At 44.0% G+C, this 25,157-nt stretch carries 21 protein-coding genes, 1 tRNA gene, 1 rRNA gene and 1 pseudogene; 19 read left to right on the forward strand and 5 right to left on the reverse strand.

The window, feature by feature from the left end; translation table 11 throughout:
* Window positions 1–65 precede the first annotated feature (65 nt).
* The 14 genes from rrf to BQ5591_RS22020 all read left to right on the forward strand — a co-directional run bounded on the left by rrf (window position 66) and on the right by BQ5591_RS22020 (window position 13,138).
* Window positions 66–176, forward strand: a 5S ribosomal RNA gene (gene rrf, locus BQ5591_RS12080).
* A gap of 517 nt (window positions 177–693) precedes the next feature.
* Window positions 694–1,284 carry a hypothetical protein gene (locus tag BQ5591_RS12085; protein WP_071149567.1) on the forward strand — a complete coding sequence of 197 codons (591 nt, stop codon included), beginning with the start codon at window positions 694–696 and terminating at the stop codon, window positions 1,282–1,284.
* Between the two features lie 15 nt (window positions 1,285–1,299).
* Window positions 1,300–2,142, forward strand: coding sequence for a DUF2764 family protein (locus tag BQ5591_RS12090; protein WP_071149568.1), 843 nt, complete (start codon window positions 1,300–1,302; stop codon window positions 2,140–2,142).
* 18 nt (window positions 2,143–2,160) lie between these two features.
* A complete protein-coding gene (locus BQ5591_RS12095) occupies window positions 2,161–3,915 on the forward strand; it encodes a V-type ATP synthase subunit A (RefSeq protein ID WP_022163727.1) in 1,755 nt (584 codons plus the stop codon).
* A 78-nt stretch (window positions 3,916–3,993) separates the two neighbouring features.
* On the forward strand, window positions 3,994–5,322 hold the full coding sequence (locus BQ5591_RS12100) for a V-type ATP synthase subunit B (RefSeq protein WP_022163726.1): 1,329 nt from the start codon (window positions 3,994–3,996) through the stop codon (window positions 5,320–5,322).
* Window positions 5,323–5,377: 55 nt separating this feature from the next.
* Window positions 5,378–5,983, forward strand: coding sequence for a V-type ATP synthase subunit D (locus BQ5591_RS12105; protein WP_071149569.1), 606 nt, complete (start codon window positions 5,378–5,380; stop codon window positions 5,981–5,983).
* A complete protein-coding gene (locus BQ5591_RS12110; RefSeq protein ID WP_071149570.1) occupies window positions 5,980–7,815 on the forward strand; it encodes a V-type ATP synthase subunit I in 1,836 nt (611 codons plus the stop codon). Before BQ5591_RS12105 ends, BQ5591_RS12110 begins: the two co-directional genes overlap by 4 nt.
* A gap of 24 nt (window positions 7,816–7,839) precedes the next feature.
* On the forward strand, window positions 7,840–8,259 hold the full coding sequence (locus tag BQ5591_RS12115) for a hypothetical protein (RefSeq protein WP_022163723.1): 420 nt from the start codon (window positions 7,840–7,842) through the stop codon (window positions 8,257–8,259).
* Between the two features lie 320 nt (window positions 8,260–8,579).
* On the forward strand, window positions 8,580–9,383 hold the full coding sequence (locus tag BQ5591_RS12120; RefSeq protein WP_071149571.1) for an MBL fold metallo-hydrolase: 804 nt from the start codon (window positions 8,580–8,582) through the stop codon (window positions 9,381–9,383).
* Window positions 9,384–9,482: 99 nt separating this feature from the next.
* Window positions 9,483–9,555: transfer RNA gene (locus tag BQ5591_RS12125), tRNA-Lys, on the forward strand.
* Window positions 9,556–9,560: 5 nt separating this feature from the next.
* A complete protein-coding gene (gene deoC, locus BQ5591_RS12130; RefSeq protein ID WP_083380968.1) occupies window positions 9,561–10,418 on the forward strand; it encodes a deoxyribose-phosphate aldolase in 858 nt (285 codons plus the stop codon).
* Window position 10,419: 1 nt separating this feature from the next.
* Entirely contained in the window at window positions 10,420–11,937 is a 1,518-nt protein-coding gene (locus BQ5591_RS12135; RefSeq protein ID WP_071149572.1) for a xylulokinase, read from the forward strand.
* 8 nt (window positions 11,938–11,945) lie between these two features.
* Entirely contained in the window at window positions 11,946–12,824 is an 879-nt protein-coding gene (locus BQ5591_RS12140; RefSeq protein ID WP_159434473.1) for an iron-containing alcohol dehydrogenase, read from the forward strand.
* A gap of 11 nt (window positions 12,825–12,835) precedes the next feature.
* Window positions 12,836–13,138, forward strand: a complete 303-nt coding sequence (locus BQ5591_RS22020) for a dehydroquinate synthase/iron-containing alcohol dehydrogenase family protein (protein ID WP_262483115.1) — start codon at window positions 12,836–12,838, stop codon at window positions 13,136–13,138.
* A 116-nt stretch (window positions 13,139–13,254) separates the two neighbouring features.
* Here the strand turns inward: BQ5591_RS22020 and BQ5591_RS12150 are convergent, their stop codons facing one another.
* Entirely contained in the window at window positions 13,255–14,124 is an 870-nt protein-coding gene (locus BQ5591_RS12150; protein WP_071149575.1) for an IS982 family transposase, read from the reverse strand.
* A 252-nt stretch (window positions 14,125–14,376) separates the two neighbouring features.
* Here BQ5591_RS12150 and BQ5591_RS12155 point away from each other — a divergent pair, with 252 nt between their 5' ends.
* The 3 genes from BQ5591_RS12155 to BQ5591_RS12165 are packed head-to-tail and all read left to right on the forward strand — an operon-like array spanning window position 14,377 to window position 17,347.
* The gene (locus BQ5591_RS12155) at window positions 14,377–14,886 is read left to right on the forward strand and encodes a hypothetical protein (protein ID WP_071149576.1); all 510 of its coding nucleotides are present in this window, start codon (window positions 14,377–14,379) and stop codon (window positions 14,884–14,886) included.
* Window positions 14,886–16,058, forward strand: coding sequence for a hypothetical protein (locus BQ5591_RS12160; RefSeq protein ID WP_071149577.1), 1,173 nt, complete (start codon window positions 14,886–14,888; stop codon window positions 16,056–16,058). Before BQ5591_RS12155 ends, BQ5591_RS12160 begins: the two co-directional genes overlap by 1 nt.
* Entirely contained in the window at window positions 16,049–17,347 is a 1,299-nt protein-coding gene (locus BQ5591_RS12165; RefSeq protein ID WP_071149578.1) for an MBL fold metallo-hydrolase, read from the forward strand. The genes BQ5591_RS12160 and BQ5591_RS12165 overlap by 10 nt, the downstream gene beginning before the upstream one ends.
* Window positions 17,348–17,617: 270 nt before the next feature.
* Here BQ5591_RS12165 and BQ5591_RS21415 read toward each other — a convergent pair whose 3' ends face one another.
* The 4 genes from BQ5591_RS21415 to BQ5591_RS12180 form a co-directional block, all read right to left on the reverse strand.
* Window positions 17,618–17,788: a hypothetical protein gene (locus tag BQ5591_RS21415; RefSeq protein ID WP_159434475.1), complete on the reverse strand. Its 171-nt coding sequence runs from the start codon at window positions 17,786–17,788 to the stop codon at window positions 17,618–17,620.
* A gap of 215 nt (window positions 17,789–18,003) precedes the next feature.
* Window positions 18,004–19,191: a primase-helicase family protein gene (locus BQ5591_RS12170; RefSeq protein WP_071149579.1), complete on the reverse strand. Its 1,188-nt coding sequence runs from the start codon at window positions 19,189–19,191 to the stop codon at window positions 18,004–18,006.
* A 251-nt stretch (window positions 19,192–19,442) separates the two neighbouring features.
* Window positions 19,443–19,814, reverse strand: a complete 372-nt coding sequence (locus BQ5591_RS12175) for a hypothetical protein (protein WP_071149580.1) — start codon at window positions 19,812–19,814, stop codon at window positions 19,443–19,445.
* Window positions 19,811–21,040, reverse strand: a complete 1,230-nt coding sequence (locus BQ5591_RS12180; protein ID WP_071149581.1) for a site-specific integrase — start codon at window positions 21,038–21,040, stop codon at window positions 19,811–19,813. Before BQ5591_RS12180 ends, BQ5591_RS12175 begins: the two co-directional genes overlap by 4 nt.
* A gap of 406 nt (window positions 21,041–21,446) precedes the next feature.
* Here BQ5591_RS12180 and BQ5591_RS12185 point away from each other — a divergent pair.
* Window positions 21,447–23,108, forward strand: a pseudogene (locus BQ5591_RS12185) (beta-N-acetylhexosaminidase).
* Window positions 23,109–23,175: 67 nt separating this feature from the next.
* The gene (locus tag BQ5591_RS12190; protein WP_159434476.1) at window positions 23,176–25,152 is read left to right on the forward strand and encodes a hypothetical protein; all 1,977 of its coding nucleotides are present in this window, start codon (window positions 23,176–23,178) and stop codon (window positions 25,150–25,152) included.
* The last annotated feature ends 5 nt before the right edge of the window (window positions 25,153–25,157 follow it).

Below are 25,157 nucleotides of genomic sequence, written 5' to 3' on the forward strand. Positions count from 1 at the left end.
ACAGGTTAGTCGTTATATACGTTCAGAATTGATGGTTTTACTTTCAGACATCATGTCGACCTTATTAAGGTGACTATAGCATCGGGGTTCCACCTCTTCCCATTCCGAACAGAGAAGTTAAGCCCGGTCACGCCGATGGTACTGCGTAACAGTGGGAGAGTAGGTAGTCGCCGTTTTAGTAGAAGCCCCTTCGGAACACTCCGGAGGGGCTTTTTTGTTTTCTATCCGCATACACACAGGAACTTTCCTTTTTCTTCAGGCACGGATGCCACGGAAAGCCACGGGGAAGGCCGCACCTGAAAGCGATAATCCCGCATGTTATTCTTTTGAATTGTTCCTTCTAAATACGCTAATTGTGCCGTTCCAGTGCAACAGTTACTGCACTGTTAGTGCACCAACTGTTGCACTGCGAGTGCACTGACTACTGCACTGTGAGTGCAATAACTGCTGCACTCGCTGGGGATAACTGGGGAGTTTGTATGGAATAGTAGGAGCAGTGGAAGGCATTATTTATTGTTATTTTCATAGAGAAGAAATTTCTTTGTCTTTTTTTCTGAGAAATAATCTTTCTTTTCCCCTTTCTCTTTTATTATCATAGGGATTTTAGTAAATTTGGCGCAAATCTGATACGCAGGGAAAAACTGCGTATAAGGGTGTATATTTTGTAACTAACTTATAATAATTCCTGAAAATATGGAGAATAAAATTCAAGAGTTAACTGATAAGATTTATCACGAAGGGGTTGAAAAAGGTAATAAAGAAGCCCAGAAGCTTATCGCAAATGCTCAGGAAACAGCTCAAAAAATAATTGAGGATGCCCGTAAGGAGGCTGATACTATTCTGGCTACAGCCCGTAAGGAGGCTGACGATATGGCTGAGAATACCAAATCAGAGTTGAAAATGTTCGCTAATCAAGCAGCTAACGCTTTAAAATCGGAGATTGCGACGCTGGTAACGAACAAACTGGTAGATGCGGACGTGAAATCTTTTGTAGCGAATAAAGATTTTCTGAATGCCTTTATCCTGTCTTTAGCTTCCAAATGGAGCGTAACAGAACCCATTGTGATTTCGACTGCAGATGCAGATGAATTAAAAGCCTATTTTTCGAAAAAGGCAAAGGACCTTTTAGATAAAGGAGTGAAGATAGAACAGGTAAACGGCATCAAGACTTTGTTTACTATTTCTCCGGCTAATGGTTCTTATAAGATAAACTTTGGTGAAGAAGAGTTTATGAACTACTTTAAAGAATTCCTCCGCCCGCAATTATTAGAAATGTTATTTTAAAAAATATCACTTGATATGGGTAAATACTATTATTTAGTAGCTGGATTGCCTAAACTTGCTTTGGAGGACAATAAACTGAGCTATACAGTCGCGGATTTTAAGGAAGACATATATCCGGCTTTGACTGTAGCAGACAAGAAACTGGTAAGTTTATTCTTTTTGCAATATGATAATGCAAATGTTCTGAAGCTGCTGAAAGACAAGGAAGCTGCTATTGATGGGCGTGGAGTCTTTTCTGCTGAAGAACTCAACGAATATATTCTGCGATTAAAGGAAGGCGATAGAATAGAGAATTCTATGTTCCCTGCATATTTATCCACTTTTATATCTGAATATTTTACTAATCCTGTAGAAGAGAACTTTTTGCTTGAGAATCGTTTGGCTGCACTTTATTATGCTTATGCGATGGAATGCAAGAACAAGTTTGTCTCTTCGTGGTTCGCTTTCAATTTGACAGTCAATAATATTTTGGTTGCACTGGCTGCAAGAAAATATAAGATGGAGCTTTCATCAGTGATAGTGGGAGATACCGAAGTGTGTGAAGCCTTGCGTACTTCCAATGCCCGTGATTTCGGCTTGACTGGTGAGGTAGACTGTATGGAGCAGCTGATGAAAATCAGTGAAATAAGCGAACTGGTAGAGCGGGAGAAGAAAATAGACCAGCTTCGCTGGAACTGGATGGAAGAAGCTACCTTCTTTGACTATTTTACGATCGAACGTCTGTTTGTCTTTTTGTTGCAATTGGACATGGTAGAGCGTTGGATGGTTCTGGACAAGGAAAAAGGTAATTTATTGTTCCGTAATATTATTGCGACTTTAAAGGATGAAGTGCAGATACCTGCAGAGTTTAAAAAATAAAATTAATCACATAATTATATGGCAACAAAAGGAACTGTTAGTGGCGTAATTGCCAATATGGTAACTCTTATCGTTGACGGCCCTGTGGCACAGAATGAGATATGCTATATCTTGCTGGGAAACGACAGGCTGATGGCGGAAGTGATAAAAGTTGTAGGCAGTCAAGTATATGTACAAGTTTTTGAAAGTACCCGTGGCTTGAAGGTCGGCGCAGAAGCCGAGTTTACCGGTCATATGCTTGAAGTGACATTGGGTCCCGGCATGCTTTCGAAGAATTACGATGGTTTGCAGAACGACCTTGATAAAATGGAGGGTGTCTTCTTGAAGCGAGGACAGTATACCTATCCGTTGGATAAAGAAAAGAAATGGCATTTTGTACCTTTGGCAAAAGCTGGCGATAAAGTAGGTGCAGCCGATTGGTTGGGCCAGGTAGAAGAGAACTATCAGCCGCTGAAGATCATGGTGCCCTTTGAAATGAAGGGACAAGCCACTGTTAAATCTGTTGTGGCAGAAGGCGATTATCACATTGAAGATACGATTGCTGTGCTGATTGACGAAGAGGGAAAAGAAGTCCCCGTCAACATGATACAGAAATGGCCGGTAAAACGGGCTATGACCAATTACAAGGAAAAGCCGCGTCCCTTCAAACTGTTGGAAACCGGTGTTCGTGTGATAGATACCGTTAACCCGATTGTAGAAGGTGGTACGGGATTTATTCCCGGTCCGTTTGGTACGGGCAAGACGGTGTTGCAGCATGCCATCTCCAAACAGGCAGAAGCCGATATCGTAATCATTGCAGCCTGTGGTGAACGTGCCAATGAGGTAGTGGAGATTTTTACAGAATTCCCCGAACTGATAGACCCGCATACCGGACGTAAGCTGATGGAGCGTACTATCATTATTGCCAATACTTCGAACATGCCGGTTGCGGCCCGTGAGGCATCTGTCTACACAGCGATGACCATTGCCGAGTATTATCGCAGCATGGGATTGAAAGTATTGCTGATGGCCGACTCGACTTCACGTTGGGCACAGGCGCTTCGCGAAATGTCCAACCGTATGGAAGAGTTGCCTGGTCCGGATGCATTCCCGATGGACTTGTCTTCGATTATCTCCAACTTCTATGGCCGTGCCGGCTATGTGGTTTTGAATAACGGTGAGACGGGTTCTATTACATTTATCGGAACCGTATCTCCTGCGGGTGGTAACCTGAAGGAGCCTGTTACGGAAAACACCAAGAAAGTAGCCCGTTGTTTCTACGCTCTTGAACAAGACCGTGCGGACAAGAAACGTTATCCGGCCGTAAACCCGATCGATTCTTATTCGAAATACATTGAATATCCTGAATTCGAGGCTTACATCTCCAAGCGTATCAACGGCGAATGGATTGGCAAGGTGAATGAGATAAAGACCCGTTTGCAGCGCGGTAAGGAGATTGCAGAGCAGATCAACATCTTGGGTGATGATGGTGTACCGGTAGAATATCACGTTATCTTCTGGAAATCGGAACTGATAGACTTTGTTATCCTGCAACAAGATGCTTTTGATGAGATAGATGCTGTCACTCCGATGGAGCGTCAGGAAGAAATCCTGAATATGGTAATTGACATCTGTCATACGGACTTTGAGTTTGACAATTTCAATGAAGTCATGGATTATTTCAAGAAGATGATCAACATCTGCAAGCAGATGAACTACTCAACCTTTAAGTCGGAACAGTACGAAAATTACCGTAACCAATTGAAAGAGTTGCTTGAAGAACGTAAAGCCTAAACAAAAGGTTTAATAATCATCGATAGACCGTATCGAAAAACTGAATTATAAAATTGCTAATTATTGTAGATTTATAAAATGGCAACAAAAGCATTTCAAAAAATATATACCAAGATCACTCAGATAACGAAGGCTACCTGTTCGCTGAAGGCAACTGGGGTCGGTTATGATGAGTTGGCAACCGTTAATGGTAAATTGGCCCAGGTGGTAAAGATTGCAGGAGATGATGTTACCCTGCAGGTATTCGAGGGCACCGAAGGTATCCCCACCAATGCAGAAGTTGTTTTTCTGGGGAAAGCGCCTACGATTAAAGTGAGCGAACAGCTTGCCGGACGTTTTTTCAATGCATTTGGTGATCCGATTGATGGAGGTCCGGAAATAGAAGGAGAAGAAGTTGAAATTGGTGGTCCGTCTGTGAACCCGGTTCGCCGTAAGCAGCCGTCGGAACTGATTGCTACCGGTATAGCAGGTATTGACCTGAACAATACACTGGTTTCGGGACAGAAGATTCCGTTCTTTGCAGACCCGGATCAGCCGTTCAACCAGGTAATGGCCAATGTGGCATTGCGTGCCGAGACCGACAAGATTATCCTGGGCGGTATGGGTATGACGAACGACGACTACCTGTACTTCAAAAACGTATTCTCGAATGCAGGTGCGCTCGACCGTATTGTCTGCTTTATGAATACGACCGAGAATCCTCCGGTAGAACGTTTGCTGATACCTGACATGGCACTGACTGCTGCTGAGTATTTTGCGGTGAAGAACAATGAAAAAGTTCTGGTACTGCTGACCGATATGACTTCATATGCCGATGCGCTGGCCATTGTGTCGAACCGTATGGACCAGATTCCTTCGAAAGACTCAATGCCCGGTTCGCTGTATTCCGATTTGGCTAAAATATACGAGAAGGCCGTACAGTTCCCCAGCGGAGGTTCTATCACCATTATTGCCGTGACTACCTTGTCGGGTGGTGACATTACCCATGCGGTACCTGATAATACCGGTTATATCACCGAAGGACAGTTGTTCCTTCGCCGCGACAGTGATATCGGTAAGGTTATTGTCGACCCGTTCCGTTCTTTGTCGCGTCTGAAACAGCTTGTTACCGGTAAGAAGACCCGTAAGGACCATCCACAGGTGATGAATGCTGCTGTCCGTCTGTATGCCGATGCTGCTAATGCCAAGACAAAACTGGAGAACGGTTTCGACCTGACGAATTACGATGAACGTACGCTGGCATTTGCCAAGGATTACTCCAATCAGCTGTTGGCGATTGACGTGAACCTCAACACAACCGAAATGCTGGATGTAGCATGGAGTCTGTTCGGCAAATATTTCAAGCCGGAGGAAGTGAATATCAAGAAAGAACTTGTGGATCAGTATTGGCCGAAAGCCGGTAATTGATGCTCAAGCATTGATATAGTTCTGAATATTTTAATTTAATTCTTTAGTTTGCAAAGTGGCTATAAAGTTTCAATACAATAAAACTTCTCTTCAGCAATTGGAGAAACAATTGAAAGTACGTATGCGTACTCTGCCTATTATCAAGAATAAGGAGAGTGCCTTGCGTATGGAAGTGAAGCGCTGTAAGGTGGATGCTGCCGCATTGGATGAAAGTCTGGAGAAAAAGATTCAGGCATATGAGACTATGTTTGCCCTTTGGAATGAGTTTGACACTTCATTGATAAGGGTTAGCGATGTCCACCTTGGCGTGAAGAAAATCGCGGGAGTGCGAGTGCCGATACTTGAAAATGTAGATTTCGAAATACGTCCTTATAGTCTGTTCAATGCTCCTAAATGGTATTCGGACGGACTGCATTTGCTCAAGGAACTGGCACATACGGCTATCGAACGCGAATTTGTCGTTGCCAAGCTGAACTTGCTTGAACATGCTCGGAAAAAGACGACTCAAAAAGTGAACCTGTTTGAGAAAGTTCAGATTCCGGGCTATCAGGATGCATTGCGGAAGATCAAACGGTTTATGGAAGATGAAGAAAATCTTTCAAAATCGTCGCAGAAGATCATGAAATCTCATCAGGAGAAAAGAAAGGAGGCGGAAGCATGATTACGAAAATGAAGAAACTGACATTTCTTGTGTACTACAAGGAATACGAGGAATTCCTCAGTCAGATTCGTGAATTAGGAGTTGTACATATTGTCGAAAGACAGTGTGGGGAGATGGATGATACGTTGCAGAATTTTATGCAGAAACGTACCCTCTATAAGAACACACTTGCCAGTATGTATAATCTGGCTGAAAAAACGGTGGATGCCAATGTGCATGCCGGTGTTTCTGCCGACGAGGTAGTCAGCACTTACGAAGGTCTGCAGAATAAGATACAGGATTTGAATCAGCGTGTACCGCAGCTTGACAAAGAAATAGCCCAAATGGAAGTTTGGGGCGATTTTGATTGGAAGGTTGTTTCCAGCCTGAAAGATCAGGGATGGGATATCCAGTTCTTCATGTGTTCTGAAAAAGATTTTGATGAAGAATGGATAGAGCAGTACAATGCTATCAAAGTTCAGGAAAGGGGAGGACATCTCTATTTTGTTACTGTCAATCATGGTCCGGTTGATCTGGAGATGGAACCGATCCGTTTGCCTTCACAAAGCTTGTCGGAGCTGAATGCTGCAAAAGAAAGCCTTTTGCAGGAATTGGCTCAGGCAAATGCCGAATTGAAGAATTTCTGCAAAACTCACTATCACACACTGGAGGAAGGACAACTTCTGCTACAAGGTGAGATTGATTTGTGGAAAGTAAAACTGAACAGCCAGCAGATGGCTGAAGGAACAGTTGTGTTGCTGGAAGGCTGGATACCGGTCGATAACGAGGAAGAAGTCAAGAAATTCCTGGATGCGAGTGGTGTCTACTATGAGATACGTAATGCGAACAAGGAGGATAATGCTCCGATTAAGCTGAAGAATAATGCCTTTACCCGCATGTACGAGGTATTGACCAAGATGTATGGTATGCCTGATTATGCCGAGTTCGACCCGACACCCATTCTGGCACCTTTCTTTTCGCTGTTTTTCGCTTTCTGTATGGGCGATGCAGGTTACGGACTGGTGCTGATAGCTTTGGGATTCGTACTGAAAAAGAAGATGTCGAAATCGCTCAGCGGTATGATGAATCTGGTAATCACGTTGGGTATCTTTACCACTGTGATAGGTGCTGTATTGGGAACCTTCTTTGGCGTCAGTCTGTTCGATCTGGATCTTCCGGATAGTCTGAAGCAGTTCATGATTGTTGGTAAGATAGGCGAGACTACTTACGACAAGCAGATGCTGCTGGCTTTGATTATCGGTGTGGTTCACATCTGTATTGCAATGACCGTGAAGGCTGTATGCTCTACGGTGCGTTACGGATTCAAGGAATCGCTCAGTGCCTGGGGATGGCTGCTGCTGGTAGTCGGATTTGTGCTTACCGGTGGCTTATCTTTCTTCGAGGTTATTTCCGAGAACGTTTCTACGTGGGCATTTATCATTATCGGCAGTATTTCGGCCATAGGCATTTATCTGCTGAATAATATTCACCGCAATGTCTTCGTCAACATCGGAGCCGGTGTTTGGGATACTTATAACATGGCTACCGGTCTGATGGGTGACGTTTTGTCGTACATCCGTCTTTATGCCTTGGGATTGGCAGGCGGTATGCTGGGAGGCGTATTCAACCAGCTGGCGTTTATGGTGAACGACGCTGCCGGTCCGGCTTTAGGCTGGCTGTTCTGCGGCTTGATTCTCGTGTTTGGCCATGTGCTGAACATTGCGATGTCTTGTTTAAGTGCATTTGTGCATCCTCTTCGTCTGACATTCGTGGAGTATTTCAAGAATTCAGGTTATGACGGCAAGGGAGAAGCTTACCGTCCTTTTACAACAATAAAAAAACAAATAGATTAAAAACTCATAAAAATTAGAAACATTATGAATGAAATTTTAGGTTATCTCGGTTTAGGTTTGATGTTTGGACTGGCAGGAATTGGTAGCTGCTTTGGTACAACAATCGCAGGAAATGCGGCAGAAGGTGCATTGAAGAAAGATCCTTCCAAGTCGGCCAGTTACATGATTTTGTCTGCTCTTCCTGCTACGCAGGGTCTTTATGGCTTCGTAGCTTTCCTGATGTCGATGGGTAGAGACTTTGCTACAGAAGGTCCGTTGATGTTGGGTATTGGTCTGGGAGTAGGTCTGGTATGCTTATTCTCTGCTATTCGTCAGGGACAGATTTGTGCGAATGGTATCGTAGGTATTTCCCAAGGTCACGACGTGCAGGTTAATACCATGATTTATGCAGCTCTTCCTGAGTTCTACGCCATTCTTGCGCTGGTAGCAGCTTTGATGATATAATATTAGCATATCGTTTCAAACATTTAAAGAGCCCGGAACATTTCCGGGCTTTTTTTGTAACTTGTTGTATATATGTGTGTGACAGACTTTCCTCTTCACGGATCTCCTTTTCATGGCTGTATTCCTTCGTAAAAAGGAGAAGAGGCAGAGAACGGGATATGTTATATTTTTGTATATTTGCCCGATTTATTGTCGGGCACTTTAGGAATTGAACATAGAGCTTAAAAAAATTGTTCTATAGTCTGTGCAGGCTGTTTTGTACAAATTCAGTTTGAAATATCTGCATTTGTTAGGTGCTCTTTATTAAGTATATTGAGAAGATGAAAGTAAAATTTATAAGTTTGGCAAGTGGCAGTAGCGGAAATTGTTATTATATAGGTACAGAGAAATATGGGATATTGATTGATGCGGGTATTGCTGTGCGTACCATTAAAAAGACACTGAAGGAAGTAGGAATTGAAATGGATATGATACGTGCGGTTTTTGTCACTCACGACCATGCCGACCACATCAAAGCCGTAGGAGGCTTGGGAGAAAAGCTGAATATCCCCATTTACACTACTGCACGTATTCATGAAGGAATCAATCGTAGCTATTGCATGACGGAGAAACTTCACACTTCTGCCCGTTATCTGGAAAAGCAACAGCCCATGCAATTGGAGGATTTCAGTATTGAATCGTTTGAAGTCCCTCACGACGGTACGGATAATGTGGGATATTGCGTTCAGATTGATGGCAAAGTTTTCTCCTTTCTTACCGACCTTGGCGAAATAACTCCGACCGCCGCACATTATATTCTGAAAGCTAATTATTTGATATTGGAAGCCAATTACGACGAGGAAATGTTGCGGATGGGAACTTACCCGCAATACCTGAAGGAACGCATCAGCAGTCGGACCGGACACATGAGCAATATGGAAACAGCCAGTTTCCTGGCGGAAAATATTAGCGATCGGCTGAAATATATATGGCTGTGCCATTTGAGCAAGGATAACAATCATCCGGAACTTGCGTATAAAACTGTAGAATGGAAACTGAGAGAAAAGGGTATCATTGTTGGCAAAGATGTCCAGCTGTGTGCCTTGAAGCGTACAACCCCTTCAGAACTCTATGAATTTGAGTGAGAAAAAGACAAAAGTATATGAGGAGAAGAAAAAATACCGAAAAAAGTTTGTAGCTTAGAATAAAAAGCGTATCTTTGCACCCGCAAAAATGAAAGAGATGCACTCTTAGCTCAGTTGGTAGAGCAACTGACTCTTAATCAGTGGGTCCAGGGTTCGAATCCCTGAGGGTGTACAAAAATGAGTTTAGTTAAAAATAAGAAGGGGACATATCTGATTGGGTATGTCCCTTTCTTATTTTTTATCAACAAACAGACAAATGATTTTCATCCAATATTATCGGTTTCTGGAAGGATTTTGAATTTTCTTAGTTTCTATATCTTCTTATTTTGCCAGTGTTTATTAATTATCTTTTTTATGGCAAAATTAAAATCTTCGGAATTAGCTCGCCTGATAGATATCAGTGCAGTACGGGCAGAGTCAACTTTGGCGGAGGTCAATCAGATTATAGAGAGTGCCAAAGCTTATAACTTTATTTGTGTTTTTTCCATGCCTTCTATGTTGCCGTATGTATTTGCGGGATTGAAAGGAACAGATAGTGTCGGTGTCGGAGGAATTGTCGGTTTTCCATCGGGTGGTGATACTACAGAGTGCAAAGTATGGCAAGCTATTGACTTAAAGAATAAGGGATGTCGTGAAATCGATATGGTGATGAATATAGGCAAATTGAAGTCTGGTTTGTATGACGATGTTCTTCATGACATAAGATGTGTAAAGGAAGCAGTCCGGCCGTTACCATTAAAGGTTATCATAGAGGTTCCATTACTGAATGATGATGAGATAATAAAAGCTGCTTCCATTGTATTGGAGTCGGGAGCTGATTTTGTAAAAACAGGTACCGGATGGGCAGGAGCTACTGACATGCATCATGTGAAACTGATTAAGCATGCAGTCGGCGAACGCATTAAACTAAAAGTAGCAGGAGGGGTACGATCATTGGAGGTCCTGGAAGCAATGTATGAAGCCGGAGTTGCACGTTTTGGAATAGGCTACAAATCGGCTTTGAATATTATGAAAGAGTGCATAAGCAGAGAGTGAAATGAGAGAGGTCGTTATTGCTTATGATTTGGGTACAGGTGGAATAAAATCGTCTGTTGTAAGTGCGGATGGTGAAATTCTCTGTTCGGCTTTTGTGTCATATCAAACATATTATTCGGCAGGAGGCTGGCAGGAACAGGCACCGGAAGAATGGTGGGATGCTTTGATAGAATCGACGCACCGGCTTTTGAATAAAAAAGAGGTTCCGCCTGAGTCGATACGTGCGGTTGCCATATCCGGTCATAGCTTGGGAGTTGTTCCAATAGGAAGGGATGGTACTTTGTTGCGTAAGAAAACTCCTATCTGGTCGGACATGCGTGCAGCTGATGAAGCAGAAGAATTCTTCAGACAGGTCGATTATCAGGAGTGGTATGAAGCGACAGGCAACGGTTTTCCTTCGGCATGTTATCCTCTGTTTAAAATTGTATGGTATAAACGCCATGAGCCGGAAGTATATGAAAAGATCCATAAAGTGATCGGTACTAAGGATTATTGTAATTTTAGGTTAACAGGTCGTTTATGTACAGACTATTCTTATGCATCAGGAAGTGGAGCCTTTTCGCTGTCGACATGGCAATATCGGGAAGATTACATGAAGATGGCAGGAATTTCGCCTACTGTTTTTCCGGAAATCATTCCTTCCGACGGCATAGTCGGAGAGATTACCCGAGAGGCTTCCGAAGCGACCGGTCTTCCTGTAGGTGTAAAGGTGGTATGTGGTGGCGTCGATAATTCGTGCATGGCCTTGGGAGCTAAGGGAACAGCTGAGGGCAGAATGTATACCTCATTGGGATCTTCTGCTTGGATTGCTTTAGTTTCGACTCATCCGGTTCTTGATTTTACCTATAAGCCTTATGTCTTTGCTCATGTTATCAGAGGAATGTATGCTTCGGCAACTTGCATTTTTTCTGCCGGTTTGAGCCAGCAATGGGTACGAAATACATTTTGTGCCGATCTGGTAGAACAGGAAAAGCAGGGAAAAGCCAATGCTTATGAGGTGATAAACCGTTTGGTTGAGAGTTCTGTGCCTGGTGCTAATGGGATACTGTTTAACCCAAGTATGGCAGGAGGGTCTATGATGGAACCGACTCCTCGTATGGCAGGTGCTTTTTTCGGATTGAAACTGGAGCATACACGTGCAGACGTATTGCGTGCTGTTCAAGAAGGTATTGCTATGAACCTGCGGATAGCATTGGATGTGCTTTGCAAGTACAGAAAGGGCACTGAACGTATGTTGGTGGTAGGAGGAGGGGCAAAGAGTCCTGTCTGGATGCAGATATTTGCGAACGTTTACCATCTTCCTATAGAGACGACTTCCGTCAATCAGGAGGCAGCCAGCCTCGGAGCTGCGGCATTGGCTCTGAATGGGATAGGATTATGGAAAGGGTATGAAGCGATTGACCGGATTCACCGATTGGAACAGACGTTTTTGCCTCAGGAGGAGATTTGCCGTATTTATCAGTTGGCACAAAAACGTTTTGGTCAGTTAGTTAATTATATTGCAGAAATGAATAATTGAATAAAGCTATGAACAACTTTGAATATTACAATCCTGTACGTGTATTGTTTGGTGCGGGAGAACTGAAAAGGATAGGAGAGGAAGCAAAAAAATTGGGTAAGAACATCTGTCTGGTATCTTACAAAGAACTGAACTTCTTGCAACCGCTTATGGATAAAATAGAAAGACTTTTGAAAGAAGAAGGATTGAATGTCTTTACGTTCTATGAGGCGGAGCCAAACCCCGAAATAACGACAATAGCCCTTGGAGCCGATTATTGTCGGACTGTTCAGGCTGATGTTGTGATAGGCGTTGGCGGTGGAAGCGCTATGGATGCGGCAAAAGCTATAGCTGCTGGAGTATACTATGAGGGGGATTTGTGGAACATGGTATTTAGCCGCCACGATCATATCGATGCAGTTCCTCCGGTAAAGTCTTTACCAACCATGATGATACCTACTTTACCTGCTACCGGTAGTGAAATGAATAATTGCGCAGTAGTGAGTAATGCCGCGTTGAAGGAGAAGTCTTATATATGGAGTACTTGCCTGTATCCGAAGACCTCTATTATTGACCCGGAACTGACATTGACATTGCCTCCTTATCAGACAGCTTGTGCAGCTGCAGACACAATCTCTCATGTCCTGGAGATTTATCTGAACGGTGAAGAAGACAGTGACTTGCAGCACTATTTTCAGGAAGGAGTTATGCGTACTGTCATCGATAATATTGGCAAGGTGTTGAAGGATCCTTCCGATATATCGGCACGTTCTCATTTGCAATGGGCTGCTACTTGTGCCATAAATGGCTGGGCATCTCCGGGTGATGCCTGGACACCCATTCATCAGGTCGGGCTGTACTTACTTCGCGTCACAAAGTACAGCATGGAGCTTCGTTGGCTATATTGATGCCGGCATGGATGAACTATATGTATGCTCGTCGGCCGGAACGTTATTTCTGCTTTGCCAAGAATGTGATGCAGGTTGAGACAAAAAATAAAACTCAGGAAGAGGTTATTCGGGAAGGCATTGAACGGTTCAGAAATTTTTGGGGAGCTATCGGAGTGCCTCAATCGTTACATGAAGCGAACATTACCCGTGAAGATTTGCCTTTCATTGTAGAAGGGGTGGTAAAGGTCAGTTTTGGGCAAGACGGTATGCTGAAGTGCATTCCCCCCGTGAGCCGTGAAGACGTTCTGGAAGTGCTGAAACTGGCATTGTAAATTGAAGAACAGGTATTGTAAGAAGAAGGTGTGTCAAAACAAAAGTACCTGAAATTCTCCTCCTTCCAGAAGGAGGGGAGTCAGATACCATTACTTAACGTGAGTTCGATATAAAATCAAAAAAAAGAAAGTTGTCTGTCATTGACAAAATTTATATCAATAGCTGGCTTCTTTTCAAAAAAGCAGTATGCTGCGATAGCCGACAAAGAGTTAGCTATAAAGTTATTGAATGAACGATGTCTGGAGTGCTCTATCTGTGCAATGTTCTTCAATTCGTCATTGACCGTTTCGATCAGGGCTCTTTTTCTGAGCAAGATCTTGTCGGCAATACTCATCAGTGAGTTCTTCATATTGTTCTTGACCTTGGTGACAAGTTGTATGCCATTAAGAAAAAGATTCTCGAACAGGGCCTGACCAATATATCCTTTGTCTGCACATAGTTTTCCTTTAATGTTCTTCAGGAACTTGCCCAGCTTCAAAGGCTCCCGGTCATCCACGTTTCCGGGAGTAAACATGAAATTGAGAATTTCCCCTTTGTCATTGATTATCAGATGCAACTTGAATCCGAAGAACCATCCCATTGAACATTTTCCACGCTCGGCAAGTCCTTCAAATGTCTTATGAATAAGGATTCTTTGGTTACGGCATACACGTAAGGGAGTGGAGTCCACAAAACTGATGCCGGTACAGGTTCCCAGCAGTACTTTTTTGATAAAGATGGTCAGGGGAAGTAGTACTTCCTTTTCCAATTCTACAAAACGGTTATAGGAAACTTGGCGCGGAAAAAGGTGTTTCAGATGTTTACAGACATACTCCTTGTAGTAATGCTTGAAACAGCGAAAACCACCGGAGTGAAACAGGATAAGAATAACCATAATCTCAGCATCACTCATACGGTTGGGTTTATTGCGATGCTTGGTCTTCTTATCATCAATCATATATTTTTCCTGTTGAAATGTAAATTCCTTGCAAAAATCATCGGCCATACAATAAATCTCTGTAAATCTGTATAAGGAATATACCTCTTTGAAATCAAGAGAGTTAGAAGATTTATCTCGTTTTAGGGTAATGAGTTAGCAACCGTTCTAATTTCCGTAGTCTGCATCGCTTTGCTTGTTTGAGTAACTCTTACAGACGCAAAAGTACAAAAATTGGATATACTACAATAACATTTTAAGCACAAGATTCGTTATTGCAGGGAAAATTTAGTTTCTTTGTACTATAAAATCCGTCTGCTTATGGAAAAAGAGATTATAGAAACTTACGCATTCAACCCTGAAGATTATTATGATGGGCGTAGAAAGTCGGACGGCAAGACCTTCCGTGATGAGGTAAAAGTATTTGAGCGTGATTTCCATCAGCGACATAGCGGTGACTATGCCTTGAATTTATATGCCAATTCCGCCACCATGCGCTTGCTCGAAAAATCGTGCGGCGCGGCTTCTTTCCTAAGTTACGGCATGGACTTAACCCAAGGAGGTGCTTTCGATGCGGAGCAAGACCCACAAATCAATCACGCCATGGAAGAATATAGTCGGCACATCTTCGTTTATGGTATCGATTCTGCTTATATGGAGAGACCGGATGGAAGTGTCGTTATTGATGAAGAAGCGGGTATCTTCCCATTGACCTTACTAATAGACAATTCTATGCACAATGGGACAGTGCGACTTGCTACACCGACATCGGATGATGAGCAAGAGGAAGAAAATGTCTTGATTGATTCACCTAAATTTGAATATGCGTGATGGAACAAAAAGAAAAACAAAAGTGGCATTTAGTACGCAATAATAACGGAGAATGGATTTGTAGCGATCAGGTGGTGTATCTTGATGATTTCTCTACTATGATATACCATTTGCGGGCTAAAAAACATGGCTTGCCTCTATCACCTCAAACCGATTATGAAGGTGAAACATGGTATTACAGACATGAAGTTGAAGCCATAGAAGCTGTGATGAAAGCAGAGCAGCAAGAAATGAAATCCCGAAAATTGAAAACAACTCCAGTCAAGCGGGAAATCAGCGAAAAAGAAATAAACGATATAACAATGAATATGCTCAAACCTAATGCCAACGGCTGTTTTGATGCCTTAGATGAAGAATGTCGCTTGTGGCAAGAATTAGAAAATAATCCTCCCCAATGTTGGAAGAACATTTTGGAAGACAAGGCACTTTATGTGGAAATCCGTAAAGACAACTACGTCAATGTTTATTATTATGGTGGTAATGTAGCCTTACTTCGTTGGACAGGTGGGAAGATTACGGCTGAAACACATCGGAAGTATTTAGGGAAACCCGATGAAACTGACCTATATCAAGATTGTACGGAAATACTTCACAGTAAGGAGGGTTTAGACCTCATCAAAGAAAATATCCGTGAAGAATACCATAAGCTTTCCAAAAGAGAAAAGACGGATGAGCAAAATAGAGTATATACATCTAATGAGAAGTGGGTTCAAGGAGAACTGAAATTACGTTTTCCAAAACGCTACATTGATTCGGAATTCGCCTATCGGATTGGGAAAAACAATCTTATCCGATTTGACATGGTGGAGCTGAAAGGAAATGAATTGAGGTTCATCGAGATAAAGCTAATCACTGATTCCCGTTTGAGAAGCAATGACAAGAAACCTGAAATCATTAATCAGATGACGAAATACAGCCATTTCATCCGTGAACATACGGAAGTATTGAAGGATTATTATACCAAGTTGTTACGGATTAAGAAACGGATTGGTTTATGGAATGGAGAGACCGAAATAGAACACATAGCTCTAAAGCCTATATTATTGATTGTAAATACTTACAAAGGCATACTTTCTAAAGGAAGGGAAAATCGCAAAAACTCCATAGAGGAGCTGAAAGAGAATACAATGTTTGAAACCATTATCGTAAGTTATCCGGACTTATGCAGATAACCATTCATCGTGCCACGCAAATAGGCGGACAGATTACCCGCATATCGACAGCCCACGCAAGCATCATCATTGATTTAGGGCATAATTTGCCCAATCGTGCAGAAGATGAAGATGTCTATGACAACGACCGTGCGATAGCTAGAATCACGGAAGGCTGTTCCGCCATATTGTACACGCATTATCATGGCGACCACATCGGATTATTTCATCACGTTCCGGACAGTGTTCCTCAATATATCGGCGAAGTGGCCAAGCAAGTAATTTGTAGGAAATACAAACAATTATGTTTCTTGCCAAACGAATCAGACCAATGCAAGTATCAACGTGCCTTAAAGACTGCTTCTAGAATGCACACGTTTCACGAAAAACAGCCATTGCGTTTCGGGGACATCTTGGTCACTCCTTATTTCGTTAGCCATTCTGCCTATGATGCCTATATGTTTCTGATAGAAGCGGAGGGGAAGCGCATCCTCCATACGGGCGATTTCCGTGGACATGGCTATCTGAGCAAAGGGTTGCTTCCTACAATTCAAAAGTATATCGGTCAAGTAGATTTGTTAATCATAGAGGGAACCATGCTTGCCCGAAAGGATGAAACCATTCTGACCGAAACAGCATTGTCGCAAAAAGCCACCGAACTAATGAAGAAGCATAAGTATGTGTTTGTTCATTGTTCGTCGACAGACATGGAACGGTTGGCAAGTTTCAAGAATGCCACCCGGAACATGTTTCCCCAACGTCCTTTATTGGCGGATGATTACCAAAAGGACATTCTTGACATCTTCTCTGCAACGGCAGGAGAAAAGCGATCTTCGATGGGAAGAAGCTCTTCGTGCTTCAAATTCGGTACCATATACACTTATAGAGATTGGAACATTAAATTGAAAGAATGGATGGCAGAAAATGGCTTCACGATGTTTGTACGGGCAAGTGATAAATTCCACATACTCTTAGATCGGATTCTTCCGATACTGCCCATAGAAGAGAAACCATTACTCATCTATTCCATGTGGGAGGGCTACATCAACCGTGATGATACAAGGAATGAAGAATATATAAAGTTGCAAGAACGCTTCACGGATGTGATACAACTTCATACCAGCGGACATGCAACAATAGACGCATTACGCAACGTCTGCATATCAACCAATCCCCGATTCGCTATTCTCCCCATTCACAGGGATAAAGAAACTAATTTCTCTTCTATTGACATACCTCCTCTACTGCAAGAGAGAATCGTAACTACAAGTCGTAAGTTGAATAACGATTTAGACATCGAATTTATTTGAGCGTAGAGCTGAATTAGTTTTGGTCTGCCCAAAACACAAACTTGCTACCATAGAAAAACAGAGGTTCGACTTTAGAGTAACCCAGCCCTTTGAATGCTCCAAAGGACAACCTGCTGCTTCCAACAGAAGTAAACGGGGTGTCCAGAGGAGTGTAACCCCGTTGGTTCATTAGGGTGTTTTTAGCATGAGCGAAGCGGTGCGTGAAGAAAACGCCCTAATGAGCTATGGCTTTTTGTTCCCCAAAAGCCTGCGGCGGTGTCGGTGGTGATGTCAGCGGACATTGGTTGCCTTTTTCGTTTCGCCAGCGATGAGGGCTTTCCCTTGTCGGTCGGCAGGACGGAAGTCCGTCCGACCAGCCGGCGGATAGCGGCGTTTACCTCTGTTGCTTCCCCGGCGGACTTGTTGAGGGGTGAAAAAGCGTTGAACTGTTGAATTGTACACATAACAGCTTGATATATTGCAAAATACATTCTAAACAATCTCTAAACAAAAGCGTACCGCCCAACAAACGGATGCGAAAAGAAAAGGCAAGGTTGATGGTGTGTACCGTTGCTTCTTCTTTTCATCAGCCGTTGTGTGTTGTTGACGGTTTGTTGAGGTTGCATATTCTTATATACCAATACTTTATTACCCTTATTCAACAATTCAACAGAATATCAAAGATTTTCCAGCAGCCCTTTCGTGACGGTGTAATACCTGCCCACGCTTCTTCGGGTCTGGTAACGGTCATTGCCGCCGTATTGGTAGGCGGTATAGGTAAGACCATTGGGCGCGGGTGTGAGCTTCCAGCACTCCTGTACCACTTTCCGTACCTGCGACTTCTCTACCTTGACTTGTGAACAGACCAGCAAGGGAATGATGTCGTTCAAGCAGAAAGACACCGTTTCCACCTTCATCTTCGCCATGATGTCAAGCAGCAGTTCCGCCATTTCTATCTCCAACCGATTACGGTTGCTGCGGATTATCTTCCGTAAGGCTTCCGTTTCCAGCAACTTCGGATTGAACCACATACGGCTTTCCTTTTCGGTGGATAGCTGCCTGTGTTGCAGGAAATGGAGGAAAGCAGGTATCTCCGCTTTCAGTTTTTGCAGGAAGTCGGTATCGTCACTCCGTAGCGGCATAATCTTCCGTACCCAATAGCGTGTCTCACCAGCATCTATAATGACGGGCAGGTGCTCGTTGTTGGAGCAAAGCACGAACTTGGCGAAGAAGCCTATCTCGTTACGGTCTTTGCCTTTCGCCTCCACCTTGTAGGAAAGCGTGGTACTGAGGTTCTTCAACCTTTCGCTGTCCTCACGGCGGTTGAGCAATACCTCGTCCACCATGATGAGCAGCTTGCCCGCCCAGTCGGAGTTGAACTGGCTGCGGAAGTCCTCGTTGGTGTTGAACGTCACGTTGTTCTGAAATACGGCTTTCAGGAAGTTCAGGAACGTGCTTTTGCCCGTGTTCCGTTCTTCGGACACGAGTAACAAAATGGGTAGCTTCTGAATGGGATAGAGGTAGAGCAGTTGAAGATAGTCCATACCCAATTCGTACTGTTCGCCGAAGATGTGTTCCACCAACGAGCGGATGCAGGGAAAATCCCCTTGTTCGGGAACATGGCTTATCGGCTCATAGAGGTTGAGGAACTTGCCGACTACGGGCTTGTAGCCCACATGGTCGGGTACGGTGCAGAAGCCGTCATACTTGGGGACGCTCGCCATATAATCCTTGCCGTAGTCCTGCCGCAGGGTCTCGGAGTTCCATGCGATGCGTTTCCTCACATAGCCGCCATCGATGCGGGGCTGGTCCACAATTTTGTAGAGCGTAGTGCCTACTCGGATGAATTCTTCTTTCTTTTCCATGTCTTTAATACAGATTTTAGTGCCGCCAACGTATTGTCGGCAAGCGGATTAAACATGGGTGCAAAGCTACGGCAGGACGGCTAAAACATTGATACGTAAAACGATGCAGAACGGCGCAAAAAAACTGACGGATAAGAAAATACAGCGGAACGGGTAATATCAGCCGTCAAAAGGCGAAAAGAAATAGCCCGAAGAAGCGAAACCGCACTTCTTCGGACTGACGGGATTGTGTGACCGCATGACCGTACATGCTAACATTTACACGGCTGTCTGTTGCTTATCGAAAGCCACAGCACTTGTTTTTCTTTTCGCAAGCAAAGCCTTTCTAACAAGGCATTGCGAACACTTGACGCACTCGGTGTGTCAATTCGGAAAGCCAGTGCTACGACCATTGGTATAGCGTACACATCTACAAAGTAGCCGTTGGGCAGTCTAATGCGCCTTTCCACCTCGTAGGGCTTCAATACTCCGCTCTTGTATACGGCTCGGATGGCTGCACGGAGTGTCGGGGCGATTACATCGAAAAGTTCCATTAACTCCATTTCGCTCATCCATACGCTGGCGGTATCGGACGGTACGGCACCCCTGCCGTACTCGTCCATCGTGATTGTTGTCCGTTTCATATTCCTGCCACTTTGATATTGCCGAATGACTTGCTCAGCTTGTCGCCCAGCATAGTCAGGTCGTTATCCAATTTCTCTACGGTAATCTTTGCATAGATTTGGGTCGTTTCGATGTTCGTATGCCCCAAAATACGGCTTACGCTCTCTATCGGCATACCCTTACAGAGAGCCAGGGTTGCGAATCCATGACGTGAGCAATGGAAGCTGATGTCCTTATTTACACCGCATTCCCGTATCATTTTCTTCAACGGCTTGCAGATTGACCAATAGTTCAAATTTGGGAAAACGAGATTGTCTTCTTGGAACGGTCTGTAACGCTCAATTATCTGTAAGGGAATGTCCAACAGCTTCACTTGAAACGGTACGCCAGTCTTGTGACGCTTGGAGATAATCCACTTCTCGCCGTTCACCTCCACGATGCGGTCGGTAGTCAGTTCCTTGATGTCCACGAAAGAAAGAGCGGTAAAACTCGCAAACACGAACAGGTCACGGATGTATGCCAGCTTCGGGTCTGCGAACTCGTGTGTCATCACCGCTTTCAATTCGTCTTCAGTCAAAAACTCACGCTCCTTGACATTAGGGCTGATGTAGAACTGCGCAAACGGGTTTCTCGGTATCAGCCCGTTGAAGTGCGCACGCATCACCACGCCTTTCAGCCACATGCAGTTTGCCCAAATACTCCCGTTTTGTAATCCTGCTTCGGTTGAGAGATAAGCAGCGAACTCCTTGATAAAATCGGGAGTAAGTTCCAGCATCGACATGTCGTTGCGCTTGTAAAACGACTTGATGAATGCCGCCACATGATTCCTTGCCCGCACCCGTGACTGGTAAGTAGCCATAACCCTGTCTTTCCCGACACGTTTATTGAACACCTCGTTATCCCTGTCAAAGGAATTAAGCAATGTTCCGTACTCACAGCCTATGCCTTGGTAAGCATTGCGTACCATTTCCGCTGTGACATATGCCTCACGGTCGGATATGCGCTGGTAGTGCTTGATGATTTGCGCCTTGATATTGTCAAGTGCAAGGTTCGTTTCCCTTGCCTCCACGCTCTTGCCCTTGGCACGGTTGCCTTTTGCGTCCCAAAGTTCCTTTGAGATGCTCCGCTTGCAACTGAACTGCGCCACCGTCCCGTTGATTGTAACCCGTCCCATAATGGGGACAATTCCGTTCTTCTCCTTGCTGCCGTTCGCATAGAACAGCACGCGAAATGTACTTCTTGCCATACTCGTTCTTTTTTGGTTGCAAAACTATAAATCAACGAGTAAAACCTTGACAAGCAAACCTACGCAGAGCGGCGCAAACGGAACGGTGACTGTTAAATCTGCACTTCCATCGGGTAACGGATAGGAAACCGTTCTTTTGCTTCAATCCGCTTTGAAACGGTTTTCAGCCCCTTTTCCAACTTCCGTGATTTTCTCCTAACTGCTTAATTCCCAATTTCTATTGCGTTAATCTTCCGAAATTTGGAGGTTATTCCAGAGATTCTCTGTAACTTTAGACTCTGGAAACATAGTGATAATCGTTTAAATGTTATAATTGTTCACTATAAATTTAATACTTTTATCGCTATGTTCCTAATTTTCAGTGAAATATTTATTTGCTTATATCGAACTCACGTTAATAATAAGTATGAATAAATTGTTTTTGCCTATTGTGGCGTGTGTATTGGCTGCATGTGGTTCAGATAAACAGCAGGCTTTACGGTATGATGTCATTCCGTTGCCTCAGGAAATAAATCTGTTACAGGAAAGTCCGTTCAAGCTGACACGAAATACAGTCATTGCTTATCCGGAAGGTAATGCTTTATTGGGACACAATGCCGATTTTCTGGCTGATTATATTGAACAGGCTACGGGGTTTAGGCCTCGGACCAAGGCTGTGAAAAATGGTGAGAATGCAGATAAGGCTATTACCCTTGGTCTTGACCCTTCTGTGACAGGCGAGGAAGGATATCGCATCATCACTCATTCAGAAAGCATCAGCATCTGTGGAAAAACGGCTAACGGTGTATTTTACGGAATACAGACTTTGCGTAAGTCGATTCCGGCACAAGCACAAGATGCTGCCATTCTGCTTCCTGCCGGTGAAGTGGAGGACTGGCCTCGTTTCAGTTATCGGGGAATGCACCTTGATGTCGGCCGACATTTTTTCCCAGTAGAATTCATCAAGGAATTTATCGACTTGCTGGCTTTGCATAACATGAATACCTTGCATTGGCATCTGACAGAAGATCAGGGTTGGAGAATAGAAATCAAGAAGTATCCGAAACTGACAGAGATAGGTTCGGTTCGTCAGCGTACTGTCATCGGACACAATTCGGGCGAGTATGACAATACACCTTATGGAGGCTTTTATACATAGGAAGAGGCACGTGAAATCGTAGAATACGCGCAGAAACGTTATGTTACGATTATTCCAGAGATAGACTTGCCGGGACATATGCTGGCTGCTTTGGCTGCTTATCCGGAACTGGGATGTACGGGCGGACCGTATGAGGTATGTCCGAATTGGGGTGTTTTCGAGGATGTCCTTTGCATTGGAAACGAGAAGACGATTCCTTTTCTGGAGGGTATAATGACTGAAATCATTGATATATTCCCTTCGAAATATATTCATATCGGTGGGGATGAGGCACCGCGTACCCGCTGGCAAAAGTGTTCGAAGTGTCAGGCGCTTATCCGAAAGGAAGGATTGAAGGCTGACAAACAACATACAGCTGAAGATCGTCTGCAAAGTTATTGTACGGCTCGTATCGAAAAGTTTCTCAATGAACATGGACGGCAAATCATCGGATGGGATGAGATTCTGGAGGGTGACCTGGCTCCAAACGCTACGGTTATGTCATGGCGAGGTTCAGCTGGAGGAATCAAAGCTGCCCAGATGGGACACGATGTTATTATGACTCCTAACACTTATTGTTATTTCGATTATTTTCAGAGTGAAGATACAAAGAACGAGCCTTATGATGCTATCGGAGGTTATATCCCTGTAGAAAAGGTTTATAGTTTTGATCCGGTAGAGGGACTGGATGAGAAACAACAGAAATATGTTTTAGGTGTACAAGCCAATGTGTGGACCGAGTACATGACTTCGCCTGAACAGGTGGAGTATATGGTTTTGCCGCGTATGGCTGCTTTGGCCGAGGTACAATGGACACAGCCTGGTAAGAAAGAATACAATAACTTCTTGCAACGTCTTGGCCAATTGGCTAAATTTTATGATAGAGACGGACTGAATTATGCCAAACATGTATTTAAGCCAATGGCAGAAAGTGAAACAAAAACAGAATAAGATGATGAAAAATAGTGTAACATATTGCTTTTTAACGATTTTGTTGCAACTGAATGCTGTATGGTGTATGGCACAGTTTAAGATTGATGATAGTAATCGGAATCCCTACTGGAGCCTTAACGGGGAAAGGCTCTTATCTGCACCGGAAGAAGGGCTATGGAGTATTGCTACAGACTGGCAACAAGATTGGATGGAGGGGTGGAAACATGCACAGCCGGAAAAGGTAGAGGAGAGTGGAGACTGGGTAATTGTCAGTGGAAAGATGAGGTTTCCTCAAGGCACTTTATTGCTACGCGATGCCTATCGTAAGGAGAAAGGGAATCTTGTGAGGTGTCGTCGCAGATATGAGTGGCAGGGTAGTGATACATTGCATCGTGTGAACCTGACTGTCAGACTACGGTTGAAAGGGGAACGTATGCAGACTTTTATGCCGGGGATATTGTATTACGGAAATAAAAACGGTGCCAAAATTAATCCGGATGTGATTCCTGTCTATAGAGGAATGCCCGGTGAGTTTGCTGTCTTTGAAGACCATCGTTTCCCGATGCCTTTTGTTATGTTGGAAAATGCCACAAAGAAATATGCAGCTGCCGTACATACAACGCCGAGTCCTGTTCGTGGGGCGGTGCTGGATGACCAATGGTGGTCGATGGGAGTGGAAGCCGGTGAGGGATATACTGATTTGGTCCTTTATTCAGGACCTATAGGATACAATAATAAACATGGAGTAGCCAAGGCTTTGCAATTTTCTCCCATGCCTTATACACAAACCTATCTAGATATGGAGCCCGGACGAATCATTGAGAAAGAATTTTGTGTGGAACTGTATGAGATTGGAGCGGAGGGCACTGGCTTTCAGCGTCCGTTGTATACATCGTTGGATTTGTACAAGCCTTATGATGCTGAATCGTTTACAGATTACCGGACCATTATCCGTGAGAAGTACCGTTTCGCGCGAAATCGTTGGATTGATTTTGGAAAGGGGGCTGAAGGCTTTAATATGTATGATCTTTCACAAGGAAAGGCTATTGTAATGGGCTGGTGTGGGCAGGCTGATTCGCCGGGCTATGCCTTGCAGTTATTGGAAAACGAGTTGGGGGATGAAGAGATTCCGAGTATGGTGCAGCATGCAATGGATTTTTTGTCTACTTTTCCGGTTGATGCTGAAACCGGTATGTTTCCGGTTGGCTATAATGGTAAAGAGTTTTTTGGAGGCGATCCGGTATCGTGCGGTCAGGCTATGTACAATTTTGCTAAAGCTATTGTGTGGGCACGTAAGACCGGACGCTATAAAACAGAAGGTTGGGAGAGATTTCTTCGTGAGTGTTGTGACGGGCAGAGCCGCAGAATATTGAGAGCAGACTGGAATCCGCGTTCGACGGCGGAAGCTTTCTGCATAGCTCCACTGGCCATAGCCTCGAAACTGTTTGGAGAAAGTGTTTATAGACAGGCTGCAGAGAAAGCTGCTCAGATTTTTGCTGACCGGCATTTGAAGATGAACGGATGCTATTGGGGAGGAACTCTGGATGCAACTTGTGAAGATAAGGAAGGCGCATGGGCTGCTTTTCAAGGTTTTCTGGAGTTGTATGAGCAAGAACATACAGACAAATATCTGCAATGGGCCAAACATGCCATGGATGTCTGTTTGAGCTATGTAGTGGTATGGGATATTCCGTTACCGGCAGGAAGACTGGCCGATTATCATTTTCGTACGACTGGGTGGACGGTAGTATCTCCACAGAACCAACATATCGATGTGTATGGTGTATTGTTTGCCCCGGAAGTTTACAGAATGGGAATTTACCTGAAGGATGACCGGTTGAAGAAACTGGCAAGAGTGATGTATCGTTCTTGTTTTCAGCTGACTAATGCTTACGGATCGCAAGGAGAGCAGTTGCAGCAAACTAATTTTGCTCAACGGGGAGACATGAGCAATGTGCATAAACTGCGTGGAGGATATTCGGAAGGCTGGACAGTGTTTTGGATAACCGCTCATTTCTTGAATGCGGCTGCCAAGTTTGAGGAAATGAATGTGATACCTTAACTTTT

Origin of the sequence: Bacteroides ndongoniae, from assembly GCF_900108345.1 — a bacterium.
GTDB classification, from domain to species: domain Bacteria; phylum Bacteroidota; class Bacteroidia; order Bacteroidales; family Bacteroidaceae; genus Bacteroides; species Bacteroides ndongoniae.